Here is an 18,983-nt window from a genome sequence, read left to right on the forward strand (position 1 = left end):
AGATATGGAATTTCCCAGCCCTCTTGTGCCCGCCACGCTTGTCCGTCGTTATAAACGCTTTCTTGCCGACTGCTTGCTGACAGATGGTCGCGAAGTGACGGCCCACTGCGCCAATCCCGGTTCCATGATGGGGCTGGCCGAGCCGGGGTCGAAAATTTGGCTGGAACCCAATGATGACCCCAAGAAAAAGCTGAAATTTGGCTGGCGGTTGGTCGAGCATGCGGACGGGCATTTCACGGGCGTTGATACCTCTGTGCCCAATCGCGCGCTGAAGGCCGCGCTTGAAGCACGGATCGTGCCGGGACTGGGCGACTATCACTCCGTCCGGGCCGAGGTGAAATATGGCGAGAAAAGCCGCATTGATTTCCTGCTGGAAGGCAGTGGCCTGACCTATGTCGAGGTGAAGTCCGTCACCCTGTCGCGCCAACCCGGTCTGGCCGAGTTCCCCGACAGTGTGACCGCCCGTGGCACCAAGCATCTGGGAGAGCTGGCGAACATGGTCGGCGAAGGGCACCGCGCCGTGATGCTTTATCTGGTGCAGCGCACGGATTGCGACCGGTTCGATCTGTCGCGCGATATTGATCCCACCTATGGGCAGGCCTTCGACGCGGCCCGTGCGGCAGGGGTCGAGGTGATCGTTTTGGGCACCACAATTTCGCCTGCGGGGGTGGACGTCGCGGCCCCTCTGGCGTCTTTGGTCTGAAGGCCCTATTTAGGGGGCAGAAGAAGGAAACCACCATGGACGACAAGATGCGCGTAACCAAGGAAGGCATTCGCCTTTATGACCCGGCGGATTTCGCTGGTATGCATGCAGCGGGTAAGCTGGCGGCCGAAATTCTGGACCGTGTGGCCCCGATGATTGCCCCCGGGGTGACCACAGCCGAACTGGACGCCGCGATCGAGGCGATGGTGGACGAAGCAGGCGCTGTGTCGGCCACGATTGGCTATAAAGGCTATAAGCACGCGTCGTGTATCTCGTTGAACCACGTGGTGTGTCACGGCATTCCCGGCTCGAAAACACCCAAGATGAAGAACGACAAGACCGGCCGCAAACATGACGAGCTGGTTGAAGGCGACATCCTGAACATCGACGTCACTGTGATCGTGGACGGATGGTATGGCGACACCAGTCGCATGTACAAGGTCGGCAAGATCAAATCCTTCGCGGATCGTCTGATCCAAGTGACCCATGATGCGCTGATGGAGGGCATCGCCGCCGTCAAACCGGGCAACACGTTCGGAGACATCGGCCACGCCATCCAGAAATACGCCGAAGCTCAGCGCATGTCTGTTGTTCGCGACTTCTGCGGTCACGGTCTGGGTCGCGTATTCCACTCGCCTCCCAACGTGCTGCACTATGGCCGTCCGGGTACGGGTGCTGTGTTGGAAGAAGGTATGTTCTTTACCATCGAGCCGATGATCAATCTGGGCCGCCCGGAAACCAAGATCCTGTCCGATGACTGGACCGCAATCACCCGCGACAAATCGCTGTCAGCGCAGTTCGAACACTCGGTTGGGGTGACTGCTGACGGGTGCGAGATCTTCACCCTGTCGCCTGCTGGGAAGTTCCATCCGACCTGGGATTGATTGCAAAGCTTACTTAGGGGAAACTTTTTTAAGTTTCCCCCTAGTCACCAAAATTTCCTTTTGAATCCGCAGCGCAATCGGCCTGATATTCTTTAGGTCAGAAAAGGTGCCTTTTTCCGTTTGCACCCGCAGCATTCAGTTCCTACGTTCTAACCGTCCAGACACAAAAGGTGCTTGGGCTTCCGCGACAAACATGCGCGGCTGTCTATAAGAAATACGGAGGGGCCAATGACCAGCTTCCGCACTTTCACCCTGAAATCCACCTTCTCAACCCTGACCGCTGCCGCCGCACTTGCTGTTGCCGCCAGCGCCGCTGCTGCACAGGAAGTCACCCTGCGTTTTCAGCACTTCGTGTCGCCCTTGTCTGCGAACCCGACCTACTTCATGGCCCCGTGGGCCGAGAAGATCGAGAAAGATTCAGGCGGGCGCATCAAGGTCGAGCTATATCCGGCGATGCAGCTGGGTGGCAAGGCGACCAGCCAATATGACCTGATCCGCGATGGTGCGATCGATGGCGGCTGGGTGATCCCTGGCTATCAGCCGGGCCGCTTTCCGGAAGCCGAAGCCATGGAGCTGCCCTTCATGGTGACGAAATCGGGCGAGGAGGCGTCGAAGGCCGCTTGGGTCTATACCCAGAAGTACTTGATGGACGACTTCGCCGACGTCAAAGTCATCGCGGCCCACATGCATGGGCGCGGGATCGTCCACAAGAAAGGCGCGCCGATAGCCTCGGTTGCTGATTTCAAGGGCCTGAAACTGCGCGGCCCGTCGCGCACCGCAACCCGTCTTTTGGACAAACTGGGCGCGACGCCCATCGGCATGCCCGTCCCGGCCTTCCCCGAAGCGCTGTCAAAAGGCGTCGTCGATGGCGGCGTGATCACGTGGGAAATGTCGCCGTCCCTGAAACTGGACGAGCTGACGGACAGCCATACCGATATTGCGGGTGAGAAGTCGCTCTATAACCTCTATTTCATCTGGGCGATGAACAAGGACGTCTATGATGGTCTGCCCGATGATCTGAAGGCTGTCATTGACGCGAACTCGGGTTTCCATGCCTCGGGTTGGGCCGGTCATGCGCATGACACGGGCGATGTGGTAGGGCGCGAGAAGATGGCTGTAAGCGGCAACGCGCTGGCCGAACTCTCGGAAGAAGAAACCGCGAAGATCCGTGCGCTGGGCGATGAGGTGATTGCCGAGTGGATCGCAGACATGACCGCCAAGGGCCTTGATGGCGAGGCGATGGTCCGTGACGCCCGCGCGGCCGTGTCGGTTACACGCGCGCAGTAAATCGCACTGATAAGCAAACGAAGGCGCTGGGCATCATGCCCGGCGCCTTTTACGTTTCCGAGTACTCGCAGATTGTAATCACCGTGTCGCCATAGCGACGGCTGTCCAACTGGGTGACGCCTGCAGGCGGGATCACTGGCACGTTGTCCTCCCACACGATCAGCGCACCGTTAGCGACCCAACCGGATTTGATCGCCGCAGCCAACGCCTTTTCCCCCAGCCCCTTGCCATAGGGCGGGTCCAGAAAGATCAGATCGTGGGGCGTGCCTTCGGGCAGACGAGTGGCGTCGCGTTTCAGGATCGTTGCCTCATCCGCGCAGCGGCATTTCTGGATGTTCTCACGGATCAGAGACAGCGCCTTTCGGCCATCATCAACCAAGGTGACATGGGATGCACCGCGCGACAGCGCTTCCAGCCCCAACGCACCGGTGCCGGCAAACAGGTCCAGCACGCGGGCATCTTCGATGGGGTCGCCAAAGCGACCGCCCGTCAGCATGGAAAACAGACTTTCACGCACGCGGTCAGTTGTGGGGCGTAGATGCGCGCCCGCATCTCCTTTGCCGACGCTCGCAAGCGCTAGCCCGCGAAAACGGCCTGCAATAATCCTCATGCCAGAAGGGCTTTCAATTCGGTTTCGGGATCAGCCATAGCAGCTTTGTCGGGGGACTTTCCGCCCTCCACCAACCGCTTGCCGACCATATAGGCGCGCGGATCGTTCATCGCGTCGACAGCCAAAAGTGTGTCGCCCTGATAGTACCAGAAGCTGACACTTCCCTCTTTATCTCCGGGGCGGGTGACGATGTTGTCATAGCCAGTGTTCAGACCCGCGATCTGCAGTTTCACGTCATACTGATCTGACCAGAACCACGGTTTCGCGACATAGTCGACGCCCTCGCCCAGCATGTTGCGGGCAACGACCTCGGCCTGATCAATGGCGTTGGGAACGCTTTCCAGACGTATACGCTCGCCACGATAAGGGAAGGACGCGCAATCGCCTGCCGCCCAGATCGACGGGTCCGAGGTGCGGCCCTGCGCGTCGGTCTTGATGCCGTTGTCCAGCACGAGGCCCGCGCTTTCCGCGAGCGCGCTGTCGGGGGCAATGCCCACGCCGACGATGGCGAAGTCGATGTTCAACATGGTGCCGTCTGAGAGAGTGGCACCCGTCACGCGCCCCTCACCTGTCAGACGGTCCAGCCCGACGCCCTCGCGGATGTCGACGCCGTGCGAGGCATGCAGCGCGCGGAAATAGTCCGACGTCTCGGGCGCCGCGACCCGTTGCAGGATGCGGTCCGCCATTTCGACCAGCGTGACCTTCAAGCCCTTCTTGGCGGCCACCGCTGCGGCCTCTAACCCGATATAGCCGCCGCCAATGATCAACACGCTGCGGCCCTCGGCGAACTCGGGCGCCATGCCGTCCACGTCGGCCAGAGTGCGTACCACATGTACGCCATCCAAGGTGCCGCCGATCGCGGCGGGCAGGTAACGCGGTGTGGAGCCGGTGGTGATGGCCAGTTGATCATAGGCGATGCGTTCGTCCCCGATCACGATCTCGTTCGTAGCCGCGTCAATCGCGTCCACGCGGGTGTCCAGCCGCAGGGTGATATTCTGATCGGCATAGAAATTTTCGGGCCGCAGATAGAGCCGCTCAAGCTCCATATCGCCCAGAAGATACGCCTTGGACAGAGGCGGGCGCTGATAGGGCGGTGCGCTTTCGGCGCCGATCAAAGTGACCTCTCCGTCAAAGCCCGAATTGCGCAGCTTTGCGACCAAGGACGCTCCGGCCTGCCCGGCTCCGATCACGACGATATGGCTCATGGTTTTCTCCGCATTTTTGTCAAAGGACGATAGGCCGGAATTGGTTGCTTTGGCAACGATTGGCGTTCTGTCACTACACAAGAATATTGGATGACATGGGGCCGAAAGCGGTCAAAACTCATTTTGGTGAATCAAAAGTAAGGAATGCGCGAATGACCCTGAATGTTGGTGATAAGTTACCTGATGCAAATCTGTTGCGGATGGGGGCGGAAGGCCCGGAGTCTGTCAGCCTGTCGTCCCTGTTGGCCGGGCGTAATGTTGTGATCTTCGCTGTGCCCGCCGCATTCTCGGGCACATGCACGACGGCACATGTGCCCAGCTATATCCGCAGCAAGCCCGCGCTGGATCAGGCAGGTGTGGACGATGTGATTTGCATTGCCGTCAACGACCCCTTCGTCATGAGTGCTTGGGCAGAATCAACCGGTGCTGCAGATGCTGGGCTTTTGATGTTATCAGATGCGCAATCCGAGTTTACCAAAGCGGTTGGCATGGATTTCACCGCGCCGCCCGTTGGGCTGATTAACCGCTCGAAGCGGTACGGAGCATATGTGGTGGATGGCGAGGTGAAGATCCTTCATATCGAAGAAAACCCCGGAATATGCGACACCTCAGCCGGGGAAGCGATACTTGAGGCCATTCAAGGCTGAGCTCGTCAGTCGTGCTCGGACACGTCAATGGACTTGAACGGACCGTAAGAAGTCAGGATGTCGATATCCTGTGCCACGGCCCGGCGTTCTGACTGAAGAAACTGATCGACGGCCTCGCGAAAGCCGGGGTCGTTGATCCAGTGCAGCGAATGGGTGGTGACCGGCAGATAGCCGCGCGCCAGTTTGTGTTCACCCTGCGCGCCAGCCTCGACCCGGTTCAGCCCGTGCCGGATGGCAAAGTCGATGGCTTGGTAATAGCATAGCTCGAAATGCAAATAGGGGTGATCCTCGACGCAGCCCCAGTAGCGCCCGAACAGCGTGTCGCGCCCGACTACGTTCAGCGCCCCGGCCACTGGCTGTCCGTCGCGTTCGGCCAAGACCAGAAGCAGATCATCGGCCATTGTGTCATGGAGCTGGTCAAAGAACGCACGGGTTAGATAGGGGCGGCCCCATTTGCGCGCGCCGGTGTCTTGGTAGAAGTGCCAGAAGGCGTCCCAGTGCTGCGGTAGGATCTGGTCGCCGGTCAGGGCAAGGATCTCGCCGCCGAGTCCTTGGGCTATCCGGCGTTCCTTGCGGATCTGCTTGCGCTTGCGCGAACTCAGCGCGTTCAGGAAGGTGTCAAAATCCGCGTAGCGGTCGTTCCGCCAATGGTATTGCAGCCCTTCGCGAGTCAGCAGCCCCATGGCCTTTCCGGCCTCGGCCTCGTCCCCCGTGCAGAAGGTCACATGGGCCGAGCTGAGCTGATTGTCTGCCGCAATCTGAACCATGCCCTGCACCAGCGCGGCCTGCCCGATCTGCGTATGTCCGGGCCGAGTCAGGAACCTGCGTCCCGTGACGGGCGAGAACGGAACGGCAGATTGCAGTTTCGGATAATACCGCCCTCCGGCGCGCTCATAGGCGTCTGCCCAACCGTGATCGAACACATACTCGCCCTGACTGTGGGTCTTTATGAAAAGTGGCATCACGGCGATGATCTGTTCACCCGCGTGCACCGTCAGGTGCTGAGGGTGCCAGCCCGTGCCTTCCCCGACCGAGCCCGAGCGTTCCAGCGCAGACAGAAACGCGTGTGTTGTGAATGGGTCCAAAGCCCGCCTGCCATCCGCCCGTTCGGGGCAGGCGCAGGTATCCCAATCCTCGGCGCGGATAGCGTCGAGGGATTGGTGGGTGCGGATGTCGACTTGGGTTTCGCTCACGATCCTATTGGGGGGCAGAGGGGCGGGTGGGTCAAGCCAGATAGCCTTCGAACGTCACGTTGTCGGCGACCTTGCGAGCTTCGGCTTCGACCTCGGGCGAGCGCACGGTCCAGCAGAATACAGGCACACCACGCTCTTTCAGCTGCGTGACCGCTGGATTGCCCAGATCTCGCACGTCATGGCTGATGAAGCTGGCACCAACCCGGTCGAAATCCGGGATGTCGCGCAGGTATTCGCGCGTGGCGGCGGGCAGAAGTGAGTTGTCTTCCTGTTTGTACGCTTCGGTCGTTAGGCCAAGGGGCAGGGTGGTATTATGCTTGCCGAACTCTTCAACCGAATGGGGGTTGAAGGACATGACGGCCACGTCGCCGACATAGCCATCCAGTGCTTCCGCCGTCGCCTTTTCCATCACACCGTCATGTGGACCCATGGCACCGTGTTGGTCTTTTAGTTCGACCAAAAGGGGCACGCGGCCCGCCACGATGTCCAATACCTCGGCGAAGCTTGGAATGCCCTCGTCCCCACCGGTCAGACCGATCTCGCCCAACTCGACCGCACTGCGCTGGCGCACAGGGCCAGCGTCGCCGGTCAGGCGCGACAGGTCATAGTCGTGAAAAACCATGGCCTGCCCATCTTTCGACATCTGTAGATCAATCTCGATCCCGTATCCGGCCTCGACGGCGGCGCGAATGGCCGCGCGCGAGTTCTCGGGGCGGCTCGCCGATTTATCGTGCAGGGCGCGGTGGGCGATTGGGCGATCAAAAAAGCTTTGCGGCAGGGGGACGGGTTTGCGCGTCATTTGATCTGGAAAATGCCTTCGATTTCTACAGCCACGCCAAAGGGCAGGCTGACGGCGGACACGGCGGAACGTGCGTGACGGCCAGCATCGCCCAAGGCTTCGACCATAAAGTCCGACGCGCCGTTGATCACTTTCGGTTGGTCGCCAAAGTCGGCGGTCGAGTTCACGAAGCCCACCAGTTTCACCACGCGCTGAAGACGGTCCAGATCGCCTCCACAAGCGGCTTTGACCTGCGCCAGAAGGGCAATGGCACAGCTGCGTGCAGCCGCGGCGCCTTCTTCGGCACTCATGTTTTCGCCCAGCTTGCCAGTCAGGAATGCGCCGTCCTTCATCGAGATCTGGCCCGAGACATGCACGAGGTCTCCGACCTGAACGAAAGGCACATAGTTGGCGGCAGGGGCAGGGGCATCGGGCAGGGTGACGCCCAGTTCAGCAAGGCGGGTTTCAAAAGCGCTCATCGGGCGATCCTTTCAATTGGCAGGCCTGAAGATCAAGCCTTTTCTGGACGCTAGCCCGCGTCCGGGATCAGGGGAAGGGGGAAACCGACGCCTCCGAGCTTTTCCCCGCCGCACGGGGTCAGGACTCGCGGAAGGCTTTCTTGAAATAATCCAAGAGGGGCTCGACCAGATACAGGATCGGGCTGCGATCTGTCGTGCGGATAAAGGCTGAGACCGGCATCCCCGGGATCAGCACAGCCCCCTCGGGTAGGCGCGCGATCTGTTCGTCATCCAGTTGCACTTCGGCCAGATAAAAGGACTGTCCCGTCAGCTCGTCCGAGAAAGAGTCCGCCGACAATTGTGTCACGCGCCCCAGCAGGTCGGGGGTTTCGCGACTGTTGAAGGCGGGGAATTGCAGATACACGGTCTGCCCAGTGAAAATCTGATCAATATGGATGGGATCAACCCGCGTCATAATCACCAAATTGCGATCTTGTGGGACGACATACAGAACAGGCTGTGCTGGCTGGATCACTGCGCGTTCGGCGAAAACCTGCAATCCATAGATCACACCCGAAACAGGCGCGCGGATTTCCAGCCGCTCCAGTTGTTCGCGAGTGTTTCTTCGCTGCTCGGCCAGATCGCGGGTGGTCGCGCGAGAATCGCGAAGCTCAGTAATGGCTTGCTCGCGCAGATCCGTCTTAAGCGAGATTCTTTGCAGCTCGGTCTCGGTGATGCGAAGTTCAGCTTCGGCAGCGCTGGCGGAAAGCTCGCCAAGGCGGCCCAGAATGGCCGCCTCTTCGCGCTTCAGTGCCAACACGCGCGAGGCTTGTGACAAGCCTTTGTCCAAAAGTGACTGTTGGTTTGCCAGCTCTTCGCGGATCAGAAGAAGCTGCTCTTGCAGTGCAGAGGTTTGTGCCGCCAACCCGTCCAGCTGGCGCGAGATCTGGGTTTTGCGTTTTTCAAGCTGTTCAAGCTGGGTCGACATCCCATCCATGCGCGAACTGAACAATCGCAATTGGCCCTGCATCAGGCCGTCGACTTCAGGGTTGTCAGCGGCGGCTTGCGTCAATTCGGGATCAAACACTAAGGCGTCAGTACCGTCGCGCTCTGCTTCGAAGCGCGCCTGACGGGCTAGAAGCTCGAAATACTGCCCTTCGATGATCGTAAGTTGCGAGGCCAATTGCCCCTCATCCAGACGGATCAGAACATCGCCAGCCTCGACCGTGTCGCCTTCGTCAATCAGGATCTCAGTAACGACCCCCCCGTCCAGATGTTGAACTACCTTGCGGTTCTGTTCGATCTGAACCTGACCTTCAGCGATCACGGCGCCTGAAAGCTTGCTGGCAACGGACCAAGTGCCAAAGCCACCAACCAGGATCAGCAAGGCGATGAAGCCAAGGATGAGCGGGCGGCGGGCCGAGAAGTTTGGCATGCTTTGCATTGGAGCATTCTGCATCACTGTGCTCCCCCGTTTGTTTGCGAAGACTGAATTTGTTGAGCGTTCTGAACATGCGCTTTCAACACATCGTCTCGCGGGCCGAAGCCGCGGGCGACACCGTCATCAATGATTAACAGCATCTCGCATTCTTTGATGGCAGCGGGACGGTGCGCCATGATCATCACGGCTCCGCCACGTGCCTTCACGGCCCGTATGGCGGTGTTCAAGGCCTGCGTTCCTTCATTGTCGAGGTTCGAATTCGGTTCATCCAGCACAAGGATGACAGGGTCGCCATAGATCGCACGGGCCAATCCGACACGCTGCATCTGACCGCCCGACAATGTTGCGCCCCCGGGGGCAAGCCGAGTGTCATAGCCATCGGGCAATGACAGGATCAGGTCATGCGCCCCCGCCATCTGAGCCGCAGCGACGACAGCAGCGGCATCCGGTTTCAGGTCAAGCCCCGAGATGTTTTCGGCGATGGTGCCTTCAAACATCTGCACGCGCTGCGGCAGATAGCCGATATAGCGCCCCAATGCTTCGGGCGAATAGTTGTCCAGTGACGCTCCGCCCAATCGCACGGTTCCGCCATCTGGCGTGACGACGCCCGTCAAAACGCGAGCAAGCGTCGATTTGCCAGCGCCAGACGGTCCGATAATCCCCAAAGCCTCGCCGGGTTTCATGTCGAAACTGACCTGTCGCAGAACGGCGCGGTTTGCGCCGCGCGGAATAACGGTCAGATTTTCGATATGTAGTTTGGCGTCAGGACGCGGCAGCGTCGTACGTTCCTTTTCGGGCGGCGTTTCGGCCAAAAGCTCGGCCAGTGCTTGCCAGCCGGACCGCGCGCGCTGCACGGTTTGCCACTGGTTCACTGCTGCATCGACCGGAGCAAGCGCGCGGCCCAGAAGGATCGACCCTGCAATCATGGCACCCGGCGAGATCTCGCCCTGTAATGCCAGATAAGCCCCAAGACCGAGCATCGCGGATTGTAGAAACTGCCGGAACGTCTTCGACATGGCCGAGAACTGGCCCAGCCGATCCGAGGCGCGCAGGTTCTCGAACAAAGACACCTCGCGGGACTGATGCCAACGCTTGTAGGCGCCGCTGGACATGCCAAGCGCGCGCACCATCTCGGATTCCACACGCAGCTGCTCGGCCATTTGGTCCGCACGGTGGGTGGCCATTGTGGCTTTGGTCAGCGGCCCTTTCGTGAACATCTGGTTCAGCACTGTGATTGCAATCAATAAAGCCCCGCCCACAACGGCCAGAATTCCCAACCATGGGTGAAAAATGCTGATGGCGAACAGGAAAACGGGAGTCCAGGGAATGTCGAAAGCTGCGGTGATGACCGGGCTGGACAGAAGCTTTTGTATGGCTTCCAAGTCTTTCAGCCCAGCGGATGCGCCGGCCTCTCCGCCTGGTTGGCGCATCACGGCAGAAAAAACACGCTGATCAAGCGAAGCCTGAAACTGAGCCCCAGCCCGCGCCAAAATGCGCGCGCGTGCATAGTCGAGTATGCCCATCATCAGGAATAGGAACGCCATCAACAGCGTCAGCGCCATCAAGGTCGCCTCGGAACGGCTTCCCAATACGCGATCATACAACTGCAGCATATAGATCGGAGCCGTCAGCATCAGAAGGTTCACAAACACCGAGAACAAAGCAACGCTCCACATCAAACCGCGCAAATTACGACGCTGGGTGCGGAGCTCCTCTAGCCCTTGAATCAGTTGGTTCTGTCTCATGTTGGTCGGCTCGTTCTCTATTGACGTTGGCTCGCAGCACCGGGCGCATCAAACGCTCGGCAGGATTCTGCTTGCAACTGTCTCTAAATAGTCACATTCAATAGCTGCGATAGCCTTAACATCTGTGCAATGCATCTGCATCTATTATGTGTGGCCGGAATAGGCGGAAATCATCAAATTCAGCGATAGTTCACGTGAAGAAAAAATATTCAAAAACTAAGGTCGCGCTGGCCGGTCTGGCGCTAATGGGGATGAGTGCATGTGCGACAGCGCCTGCGCCGTCTGGTTATGCCGACCCGCATGAAGTTCAGAACCGCCGAACCCACGGTGCCAACATCAAGTTGGACCGTGCTCTGGTATCGCCTGCATCGAACACCTACGGCACCATTCTTCCGCAACCTGTGCGCAATTCTGTGTCGTCCTTCTCGGACAACGCGTCCTTGCCCGGGGTCGTGGCGAACAATCTGCTGCAAGGTAATATCGAGGACGCCGTCCACAACACGGTACGATTTGCGTTCAACTCTACGTTAGGTCTGCTTGGCATTTTCGATATCGCCACCGATATTGGTCTCGAAGAGCGTGACAGCGATTTCGGAGAAACTCTGCATGTTTGGGGTGCGCCGGAAGGGGATTACGTGGTTCTTCCTTTCTTTGGCCCGTCGACCGAGCGTGATGGGATCGGGATCTTGGTGGACTTCGTGCTTAACCCACTAAGCTTGGCTTTGCCGACTGAAGTGAAACATCTTCCAAAAGCCGCGTGGGTGCTGTCTAAGTTTGGTGATCGCTATCAGTTCAGCGACACGATTGACGAGTTCTATCAGAGCGAAGAAGGCTATGACCTGATGCAGCTCTACTATCTGGACTCGCGCCGTTACGAACTGGGTGTTGAAGTAGAAGATGATGAGCTTGAGGATATTTATGATGCGTATGATGGGTAACGAGACCTCGATGACACGCCGCGCCTTCGTCGGCGGGCTTGCTGCGCTTGGCGTCATGGCAGCTATGCCGGGGCGCGCTATGGCCGCAGTTACCGCGTCGCAAGCTGAAAGCCTGATCAACAAAGTTGTTGGCGACATCAATTCGATCATCAACTCGGGCGCCTCTGAAGCGTCGATGATCAAGAAATTCGAAGGCGTGTTCGCGAAATACGCGGATGTAAATTTTATCGCGCTGTCGGCGCTGGGCCCGGATGGTCGGTCTGCCAGCGCATCGCAGAAAAGCGCGTTCATCAAAGCCTTCCGTGCTTACATCGCGCGCCGCTATGGCAGCCGCTTTCGCGAGTTTGAAGGTGGCCGCATTGATGTCATCAGCACGAAGCAGGTGAAAAGCCGTTTCGAAGTTCTGACCAAGACCACATTGAAAGGCCATTCGCCCTTTGATGTTGTATTCATCGTGGCCGCCCAGAACGGCAAGTTCATCGACATGCAGGTTGAAGGCATCTCGATTGTAAAGTCCGAGCGCAAGGAAATCGGCGCTATGCTGGATCGTCGCAAAGGCGACTTGAACCAGCTTATTGCGGATCTGCGATAAAGCTAAATCTTGTTTGATAGACAAGGAAAAGCCCCGGCCATCGCGCCGGGGTTTTTCTTTGTCTGGATATCAGATTAGTTACCTTGGCCGAAGATTGACCGAAGCACCCCGATCAATGCGTCTTCGACGGCTTCCCCGACTGACTGACCACCACCGCGGCTGTTGTTTTGCGGGATGCCAATCGATTGACTGTCACCCGAAGACATCGTGCGCCCGTCAAACCGAGGCGTCCCGCGCGGGCGGATCATTGGCAGGGGGGTGGGTACCAGCTGAGACTGAATATTCACCATCGCTTCGCGCCACATTTCTGCAGGCAGGCCACCGCCGGTCACGCCTTTCAACGGCGTGTTGTCGTCATAGCCCATCCAGATGCCCATGACGTAATCCGCCGTGAAGGCAATGAACCACGCGTCACGCGCCGATTGGCTGGTGCCTGTCTTGCCCGCGATCTCAAGCCCGTCGATGCGCGCACGCGTACCGGTGCCTTCTTCGACCACACGGCTCATCATATAGGTCAGCTGCGCCGCTGCCTCGCGCGAGATCACACGCTCGCCAATCCCGCCTGTTTGGGTCATCAACGGATCGCGGTCACCCACCAGCCGCAACTCGGTCAGGCCATAGGGCGTCACGGACGATCCACCGTTCAGGATGCCGGCATAGGCGCCGGTGGTTTCCAAAAGCGTGCCATCGGATGCCCCAAGCGCCAGCGCCGGACCAGCGGCCAGATCGCTTTCGATTCCGAACATCGACGCGACCGAACGCACCGCCTCGCGCCCGACTTCTTCGGACACTTTCACGGCGGGGATGTTCAACGACTTGGCCAGAGCTTCGGTAAAGCTGACCGGGCCATAGTAATTCTTGGTATAGTTCTTAGGGCACCACTCGCCCGATCCCGCGATGTTCAGGCAATAGGGTTCGTCGACAACGAAGTCGTCCCATTGGTATCCCATGTCCAAAGCGGCGGCGTAAACGAAGGGCTTAAAGGCCGAACCTGTTTGGCGCTTGGCTTGTGTCGCACGGTTGAACGCACCGGTAACTCGGGTTTCGCGCCCTCCGACCAGACCACGTACAGCGCCATCTGCGCTCATCACCACAATCGAGGCTTGTGCTTTTGACCCGGCCGAGACCTTTTCGTCAAAGATCTTGGCCATGGCGTTTTCGGCCGACTTTTGAATGCGCGGGTCCAGCGTGGTCTTGATGATCACATCTTCTGTTGTCTTACGGGTGAGGAACGCCGGCAGATCGCCCATGATCCAGTCCGCAAAATACCCACCTGCCTGCGCCTTCGCAGCTTTCGACAGAACGGCAGGGTTCTGCTGATACTGGGCGGTTTCCGTGTCTGACAGATACCCTTGTTCGTTCATCAGGCGCAGAACCGTGGCCGCGCGATCCTGCGAGCGTTTCAGGTTGTTGGTCGGTGCAAAGCGCGATGGCGCGGTCAGCATGCCTGACAGCATCGCGGCCTGCGCTGGGTTCAGTTCGGACGCAGGGATTGCAAAGTAGCGTTGCGAGGCCGCGTCGAAACCAAACGATCCCGCGCCCAGATAGGCACGGTTCATATAGATGGTCAGGATCTCGTCCTTGGTGAACTTGGTTTCCAGCGCCATCGCATAGACGGCTTCTTTCATCTTCCGCCACAGGGATCCTTGGCGGCAGTCGGCCTCGTACGCGGCTTCGGTCTTCCAGACATCAGGATCATACGGCACGCCAAGGCACAGAAGCTTGGCCACCTGTTGTGTCAGGGTCGAGCCTCCGTGACCCGACAGAGGCCCGCGCCCTTCGCTCATGTTGATCCGGACCGCACTGGCAATACCTCGGGGGCTGAGGCCGAAGTGACCATAGAACCGCTTGTCTTCCGTCGCGACCACTGCGTTCTTCAAATGCGGGCTGACGGTTTCCGTGGTGATCGTGCGTCCACGTTGGTCCCCGCGCCAGGCGTAGACCTCGCCATAGCGGTCAAGGATGGTCACAGACCCTTTAGCGCGTCCATCCAGCATCGCGTTCAGCTCGGGCATCGTGGATGCGAAGTAAAACACCGCAACCCCGATGATCAGCGCCGTCACCACCGCACCCTTCCACATCAGGCGCCACAGCATCCGCAGCACCCAACCAATCAAAACGAAGGGCCACATGAGGATCGAGCGCGGTTTGCGCGGTCCTCCGCCTCCGCCCCCGCCCGAGCGACGACGCTTGGGTGCGGCTTTGCGCTTAGTGGTCGTGCTGCGCGCAGGCTTCTTGGGCGCTGCCTTTTTCGCAGGGTAACGCTTGTCTGCCACCAGTGCGGGGCGCTTTTGGCCAGATTGGCTCATGATACTCGTCCGGGTCTGCTCGGTGCTTGTCGTTGTGACATACAGCGTTTCGGTTTTATTTCTGGGACAGGGTAAAGCCGAAACGCCTGAAACACATCAGCACTGCGGGCGAGTTGGAACAACACCTGTCTAAATCTTCTTCTCAAACGCTTTAGCGATTCGTTTCGGGCAAGTGTAGCCCGAAGCCCCTCACCGCGCGACTTTTCGCGCTGCTGCAATTTTCATCATCGCCCTAGGCAACTGCTTCAAATTTCGGGCGTGTGCGGTTTTCAGGTCAGCTTTCCTGCCCAATTTCTGCCCGTTCCCGTGCATTTTGCTGCGTTGCGGCGTCTGTCTTGCTGCAAGCGCATGGTGAACGCGCCATGCCGAAAAGGGAAAGGAAAGAACGTGAAACTGATCATTGCAGCGATCAAACCGTTCAAGCTGGAAGACGTACGCGAGGCTCTGACCTCGGTGGGTGTCACCGGCATGATGGTATCAGAGATCAAAGGGTTTGGTGCCCAGTCGGGACACACCGAAATCTATCGCGGCGCCGAATACGCCGTGAACTTTCTGCCGAAAATCAAGCTTGAGATCGTCGTGAATGATGATCTGGCCGCCGAGGTTGTCGAGACCATCTCGAAGGCCGCGCACACTGGCAAGATCGGTGACGGCAAGATCTTCACTCTCGACGTGTCGGACGCCATGCGCGTGCGCACCGGCGAAACCGGCGCAGACGCCGTATAAGCGTGAAAGGAAAGACGATGACACGCAAACTTCTGATTTCGACGGCCCTGTTGGCCGCATTGCCGGGGCTGGCTTTCGCAGAGGGCGAAGCTGCAGCGCACACCGGTTTCATCCTGACCTCGGTCCTGTTCCTTCTGGGCGGTATTCTGGTTTTCTGGATGGCCGCTGGCTTTGCCATGCTGGAAGCTGGTCTGGTGCGTTCCAAGAACGTGACCATGCAGCTGACCAAAAACATCGCGCTCTTCTCGATCGCAGCCATTATGTACTGGCTGGCTGGTTACGGCATTATGTATCCGGGCGACTGGCTGATCGAAGGCTGGCTGGGGCCGTTCTTCGCCGTAACTTCGCTTGATCCGGTTGGTGTTGCTGCTGACGCGGTGGACGTAGGCTATGCCTCGGGCGCTTCGGACTTCTTCTTCCAGCTGATGTTCTGTGCCACCACAGCTTCGATCGTATCGGGCACGCTGGCCGAGCGTATCAAACTGTGGCCCTTCCTGGCTTTCGTAGTCGTACTGACAGGCTTCATCTATCCGATTGAAGCAAGCTGGCAGTGGGGCGGCGGCTGGTTGTCGGAAGCTGGCTTCTCGGACTTCGCTGGCTCGACACTGGTGCACGCAGCAGGTGGCTTCGCCGCTCTGGCAGGTGTCCTGATCCTGGGCCCGCGTATCGGCAAGTATAAAGACGGCCGCACGATCCCGATGCCGGGCTCGAACCTGCCGCTGGCAACTCTGGGTACGTTTATTCTGTGGCTGGGTTGGTTCGGCTTCAATGGCGGCTCGCAGCTGGCTATGGGCACGATCTCGGACGTTTCGGACGTGGCACGTATCTTCGCCAACACCAACATGGCTGCAGCTGCAGGTGCTGTTGTTGCGATGATCATGACGCAGGTGATGTTCAAAAAGGTCGACCTTACGATGACCTTGAACGGCGCACTGGCTGGTCTGGTCTCGATCACTGCCGAGCCTCTGGCCCCGACACTGTTCCAGTCGCTGATCATCGGTGGCGTAGGTGGTGCGATCGTGGTCTTCGTAGTTCCGCTGCTGGACCGCCTGAAGATCGACGACGTGGTTGGTGCCATCCCGGTTCACCTGGTTGCAGGCTTCTGGGGTACGTTCATCGTCGCATGGACCAATACTGACGCCAGCTTTGGCACCCAGATCATGGGCTTCCTGGCCATCGGCATCTTCGTCTTCGTCGTAAGCTACATCTTCTTTGCACTGATCAAGGCCACCATCGGTCTGCGTGTTAGCGAAGAGGAAGAAGTCAACGGGCTGGACATGGCCGAACTGGGCATGGAAGCCTACCCGGAATTCACCAACGGGTAAAAAGAAACAACCGCGCCGAGGCAACTCGGCGCGGTTTTGTCAGGCCGGCACTAGACCAAGGCCAACAGGGTGGAAAAGGGGACTGGAAGGTCCCCTTTTCTCGTTCGTATTACCATTGAGTTTCGATGTTCGCTTTAGGCTCATACTGATCGGTACTACAGAGTGAATGAATTCGTAGTATTGACATCAAGCGGACATTCTCGGCACCGATGATTGATGTGTGCGAAAGTGTTCGAGGTCCCGACGTTCCTTTGATTGACACAGATCATGGTGGCCCCTCTCACCCATAGTAATCTTAACTAATGAAACTGCTACGGTTATCATTGTTTGCGTTGATCGCGCTTTTTCCTACTGCCGCTTCTGCAAATATGTGGGGCTATAGTATCGCGCTAATGGGCCTCGTTGCTATCTGGTGGATGTTTGTCCTTCCACTTATATTTGAGTGGTTTTTACTTAAGTGGTTTTTACGACTCTACTGGAGTTCAGCCTTTAAGCTGGTCCTGATGGCCAATCTTGCATCTTCAGTAGTCGGATTAGTCCTCTCCGGGGTGTTTGCTGATACGCTAGGATCTTGGTTCGATAGAGCTGTAGGTTTCAAATATATCTGGGCAGAATCAGTTTCTTGGCAGGTTGAAGTGCTGTTCTTTGCCGTCCTTGCGATCTCGACGACTGGAGTGAACTGGGCAGTCGAAACTCCTATTCTTGCATATTCAAAGGACATAGAGAATTCCCAGCGCAAAAGAGTTGCATTGGGTGTTCTTCTTGCCAATCTTGGGAGTTTTGCTCTCATGTTTGGACTGCTGTTTTTCGTGGACATCATACGGCCGCAATAAAAGACGAAGCCCATACTGGCGCAGTTAGATTAGGCATTGAACAGACTATGTTGGCGTGGGTCACAGCGACAGCTGAGCCCCACAAAGCAGACCTAGAACAAAACGGAGTGAGTAGGTTGGAGCTTACACCCCAACCTTCACAATAGCTTCTGCCAAAATCGGCACGGTCTCTTCATTCAGGCCCGCGATGTTCATGCGCGAGTCTCCAACCATATAGATGCCGTGATCCACGCGCAGGGCCTCGACCTGTTCGGGCGTGGCGCCGAGGCGCGAGAACATGCCGCGGTGGTCGGCGATGAAGCCGAAGCGGTCTGATCCGGTACGGGCACGCAGCTCGCCTGCCAGTTGCTCACGCAGACCCAGCATCCCGGTGCGAACCTCTTCCAGCTCGGCCATCCAGTCCGCCTTCAGCCCTTCATCCTCAAGGATCATGGTCACCAAACGGGCGCCGTGATCGGGCGGGAAGCTGAAGTTTTGGCGATTCAGGTGGGTCAGGTTCTGCTGAGTGATCCCGGCCTGCTCGGCATTGTCCGAGATGCAGGTCAGAAGTCCGGTACGTTCGCGGTAGATGCCGAAGTTTTTCGAGCAGCTGGCCGCGATCATCGCTTCCGGCACGGCTTGCGCGATCAGGCGCACGCCAGCGGCGTCTTCTTCCAGACCGTCGCCAAAGCCCTGATAGGCGATGTCGATCAGGGGTGTCGCACCCTTTTCAACGATCAGCTCCGCAACCTCTTTCCACTGGGGTAGGGTCAGGTTCGCGCCGGTCGGGTTGTGGCAGCAGCCGTGCAGCAGCACTGCGTCGCCCGCCTTGATGCCCTTCAGGTCTTCCATCATCCCGTCGAAATCAACCGCGCGGCTTTCGTTGTCGAAATAGCGGTACTCGGCCATGTTCATGCCAAGGTGCTTGATGATCGAGGGGTGGTTGGGCCAGGTGGGTGCCGACAGCCAGATCGTTGCATCGGGCGAGGCCATCTTGATCAGCTCGACCGCTTGGTGGATCGCGCCGGTGCCGCCGGGTTGGGCGGCCATCGATAGGCGCTCAGACGGGATCACGTCACCCAGAACCAGCTTGGTCAGAGCATTGCCGTAAGCCGGATCGCCAGCCAGTCCGGTATAGGCTTTGGTGCCTTCAATTTCCCAAAGCACTTTCTCTGCCGCTTTGATGGCACGCATCACGGGGGTGACGCCCTGCGCGTTTTTGTACACGCCAACGCCGAGGTCAATTTTACCTTCGCGCGGGTCTTCGCGATACTGCTGCATCAGCGCCATGATCTTGTCTTTAGGCTGGGCTTTCAGATTGGTGAACATC

At 58.5% G+C, this 18,983-nt stretch carries 18 protein-coding genes; 9 read left to right on the plus strand and 9 right to left on the minus strand.

The window, feature by feature from the left end; all coding sequences use genetic code 11:
• Positions 1 to 4 precede the first annotated feature (4 nt).
• From sfsA to ACP15F_RS00370, 3 genes are all read left to right on the plus strand, one after another.
• Positions 5 to 703 (plus strand): DNA/RNA nuclease SfsA, encoded by a 699-nt coding sequence (gene sfsA / locus ACP15F_RS00360; protein WP_424938873.1) that lies wholly within the window; start codon positions 5 to 7, stop codon positions 701 to 703.
• A gap of 35 nt (positions 704 to 738) precedes the next feature.
• Positions 739 to 1,587: a type I methionyl aminopeptidase gene (gene map / locus ACP15F_RS00365; RefSeq protein WP_424938874.1), complete on the plus strand. Its 849-nt coding sequence runs from the start codon at positions 739 to 741 to the stop codon at positions 1,585 to 1,587.
• Between the two features lie 228 nt (positions 1,588 to 1,815).
• Positions 1,816 to 2,874, plus strand: coding sequence for a TRAP transporter substrate-binding protein (locus tag ACP15F_RS00370; protein WP_424938875.1), 1,059 nt, complete (start codon positions 1,816 to 1,818; stop codon positions 2,872 to 2,874).
• 49 nt (positions 2,875 to 2,923) lie between these two features.
• On the opposite strand, the gene rsmD is transcribed toward ACP15F_RS00370, so the two are convergent.
• On the minus strand, positions 2,924 to 3,484 hold the full coding sequence (rsmD, locus tag ACP15F_RS00375; protein ID WP_424938876.1) for a 16S rRNA (guanine(966)-N(2))-methyltransferase RsmD: 561 nt from the start codon (positions 3,482 to 3,484) through the stop codon (positions 2,924 to 2,926).
• Positions 3,481 to 4,689 carry an NAD(P)/FAD-dependent oxidoreductase gene (locus ACP15F_RS00380; protein WP_424938877.1) on the minus strand — a complete coding sequence of 403 codons (1,209 nt, stop codon included), beginning with the start codon at positions 4,687 to 4,689 and terminating at the stop codon, positions 3,481 to 3,483. Before ACP15F_RS00380 ends, rsmD begins: the two co-directional genes overlap by 4 nt.
• Before the next feature lie 152 nt (positions 4,690 to 4,841).
• On the opposite strand from ACP15F_RS00380, the gene ACP15F_RS00385 reads away from it, so the two are divergent.
• The gene (locus ACP15F_RS00385; RefSeq protein ID WP_424938878.1) at positions 4,842 to 5,336 is read left to right on the plus strand and encodes a peroxiredoxin; all 495 of its coding nucleotides are present in this window, start codon (positions 4,842 to 4,844) and stop codon (positions 5,334 to 5,336) included.
• Positions 5,337 to 5,341: 5 nt separating this feature from the next.
• Here the strand turns inward: ACP15F_RS00385 and ACP15F_RS00390 are convergent, their stop codons facing one another.
• The 5 genes from ACP15F_RS00390 to ACP15F_RS00410 form a co-directional block, all read right to left on the minus strand.
• Entirely contained in the window at positions 5,342 to 6,529 is a 1,188-nt protein-coding gene (locus ACP15F_RS00390; RefSeq protein ID WP_424938879.1) for a GNAT family N-acetyltransferase, read from the minus strand.
• 31 nt (positions 6,530 to 6,560) lie between these two features.
• Entirely contained in the window at positions 6,561 to 7,328 is a 768-nt protein-coding gene (locus tag ACP15F_RS00395; protein ID WP_424938880.1) for a glycerophosphodiester phosphodiesterase family protein, read from the minus strand.
• Positions 7,325 to 7,786: a RidA family protein gene (locus ACP15F_RS00400; protein WP_424938881.1), complete on the minus strand. Its 462-nt coding sequence runs from the start codon at positions 7,784 to 7,786 to the stop codon at positions 7,325 to 7,327. Before ACP15F_RS00400 ends, ACP15F_RS00395 begins: the two co-directional genes overlap by 4 nt.
• Positions 7,787 to 7,904: 118 nt before the next feature.
• Positions 7,905 to 9,224 (minus strand): HlyD family type I secretion periplasmic adaptor subunit, encoded by a 1,320-nt coding sequence (locus ACP15F_RS00405; protein WP_424938882.1) that lies wholly within the window; start codon positions 9,222 to 9,224, stop codon positions 7,905 to 7,907.
• Complete coding sequence (locus tag ACP15F_RS00410; protein ID WP_424938883.1) at positions 9,224 to 10,951, minus strand: type I secretion system permease/ATPase; 1,728 nt, start codon at positions 10,949 to 10,951, stop codon at positions 9,224 to 9,226. Before ACP15F_RS00410 ends, ACP15F_RS00405 begins: the two co-directional genes overlap by 1 nt.
• 194 nt (positions 10,952 to 11,145) lie before the next feature.
• Between ACP15F_RS00410 and ACP15F_RS00415 the strand changes: the two genes are divergently transcribed.
• Complete coding sequence (locus tag ACP15F_RS00415; protein WP_424938884.1) at positions 11,146 to 11,889, plus strand: MlaA family lipoprotein; 744 nt, start codon at positions 11,146 to 11,148, stop codon at positions 11,887 to 11,889.
• Positions 11,870 to 12,481: an MlaC/ttg2D family ABC transporter substrate-binding protein gene (locus ACP15F_RS00420; protein ID WP_424938885.1), complete on the plus strand. Its 612-nt coding sequence runs from the start codon at positions 11,870 to 11,872 to the stop codon at positions 12,479 to 12,481. Before ACP15F_RS00415 ends, ACP15F_RS00420 begins: the two co-directional genes overlap by 20 nt.
• A 74-nt stretch (positions 12,482 to 12,555) precedes the next feature.
• Here the strand turns inward: ACP15F_RS00420 and ACP15F_RS00425 are convergent, their stop codons facing one another.
• Complete coding sequence (locus ACP15F_RS00425; RefSeq protein ID WP_424938886.1) at positions 12,556 to 14,790, minus strand: transglycosylase domain-containing protein; 2,235 nt, start codon at positions 14,788 to 14,790, stop codon at positions 12,556 to 12,558.
• 387 nt (positions 14,791 to 15,177) lie between these two features.
• Between ACP15F_RS00425 and ACP15F_RS00430 the strand changes: the two genes are divergently transcribed.
• The 3 genes from ACP15F_RS00430 (at position 15,178) to ACP15F_RS00440 (ending at position 17,674) form a co-directional block, all read left to right on the plus strand.
• Entirely contained in the window at positions 15,178 to 15,516 is a 339-nt protein-coding gene (locus ACP15F_RS00430) for a P-II family nitrogen regulator (RefSeq protein WP_424938887.1), read from the plus strand.
• Positions 15,517 to 15,533: 17 nt separating this feature from the next.
• A complete protein-coding gene (locus tag ACP15F_RS00435; protein ID WP_424938888.1) occupies positions 15,534 to 16,841 on the plus strand; it encodes an ammonium transporter in 1,308 nt (435 codons plus the stop codon).
• A gap of 302 nt (positions 16,842 to 17,143) precedes the next feature.
• Positions 17,144 to 17,674, plus strand: coding sequence for a hypothetical protein (locus ACP15F_RS00440; RefSeq protein WP_424938889.1), 531 nt, complete (start codon positions 17,144 to 17,146; stop codon positions 17,672 to 17,674).
• Between the two features lie 123 nt (positions 17,675 to 17,797).
• On the opposite strand, the gene ACP15F_RS00445 is transcribed toward ACP15F_RS00440, so the two are convergent.
• Entirely contained in the window at positions 17,798 to 18,982 is a 1,185-nt protein-coding gene (locus tag ACP15F_RS00445; protein ID WP_424938890.1) for an aromatic amino acid transaminase, read from the minus strand.
• Position 18,983: the final 1 nt, after the last annotated feature.

This window comes from Aliiroseovarius sp. S253 (genome assembly GCF_049800855.1).
Lineage (GTDB): Bacteria > Pseudomonadota > Alphaproteobacteria > Rhodobacterales > Rhodobacteraceae > Aliiroseovarius.

Bases quoted from the DNA above. Each gene is read 5' to 3' on its own strand.
- sfsA (WP_424938873.1), top strand. From the start codon at position 5: ATGGAATTTCCCAGCCCTCTTGTGCCCGCCACGCTTGTCCGTCGTTAT.
- map (WP_424938874.1), top strand. From the start codon at position 739: ATGGACGACAAGATGCGCGTAACCAAGGAAGGCATTCGCCTTTATGAC.
- ACP15F_RS00370 (WP_424938875.1), top strand. From the start codon at position 1,816: ATGACCAGCTTCCGCACTTTCACCCTGAAATCCACCTTCTCAACCCTG.
- rsmD (WP_424938876.1), bottom strand. From the start codon at position 3,484: ATGAGGATTATTGCAGGCCGTTTTCGCGGGCTAGCGCTTGCGAGCGTC.
- ACP15F_RS00380 (WP_424938877.1), bottom strand. From the start codon at position 4,689: ATGAGCCATATCGTCGTGATCGGAGCCGGGCAGGCCGGAGCGTCCTTG.
- ACP15F_RS00385 (WP_424938878.1), top strand. From the start codon at position 4,842: ATGACCCTGAATGTTGGTGATAAGTTACCTGATGCAAATCTGTTGCGG.
- ACP15F_RS00395 (WP_424938880.1), bottom strand. From the start codon at position 7,328: ATGACGCGCAAACCCGTCCCCCTGCCGCAAAGCTTTTTTGATCGCCCA.
- ACP15F_RS00400 (WP_424938881.1), bottom strand. From the start codon at position 7,786: ATGAGCGCTTTTGAAACCCGCCTTGCTGAACTGGGCGTCACCCTGCCC.
- ACP15F_RS00405 (WP_424938882.1), bottom strand. From the start codon at position 9,224: ATGCAGAATGCTCCAATGCAAAGCATGCCAAACTTCTCGGCCCGCCGC.
- ACP15F_RS00410 (WP_424938883.1), bottom strand. From the start codon at position 10,951: ATGAGACAGAACCAACTGATTCAAGGGCTAGAGGAGCTCCGCACCCAG.
- ACP15F_RS00420 (WP_424938885.1), top strand. From the start codon at position 11,870: ATGATGCGTATGATGGGTAACGAGACCTCGATGACACGCCGCGCCTTC.
- ACP15F_RS00425 (WP_424938886.1), bottom strand. From the start codon at position 14,790: ATGAGCCAATCTGGCCAAAAGCGCCCCGCACTGGTGGCAGACAAGCGT.
- ACP15F_RS00435 (WP_424938888.1), top strand. From the start codon at position 15,534: ATGACACGCAAACTTCTGATTTCGACGGCCCTGTTGGCCGCATTGCCG.
- ACP15F_RS00440 (WP_424938889.1), top strand. From the start codon at position 17,144: ATGAAACTGCTACGGTTATCATTGTTTGCGTTGATCGCGCTTTTTCCT.
- ACP15F_RS00445 (WP_424938890.1), bottom strand. From the start codon at position 18,982: ATGTTCACCAATCTGAAAGCCCAGCCTAAAGACAAGATCATGGCGCTG.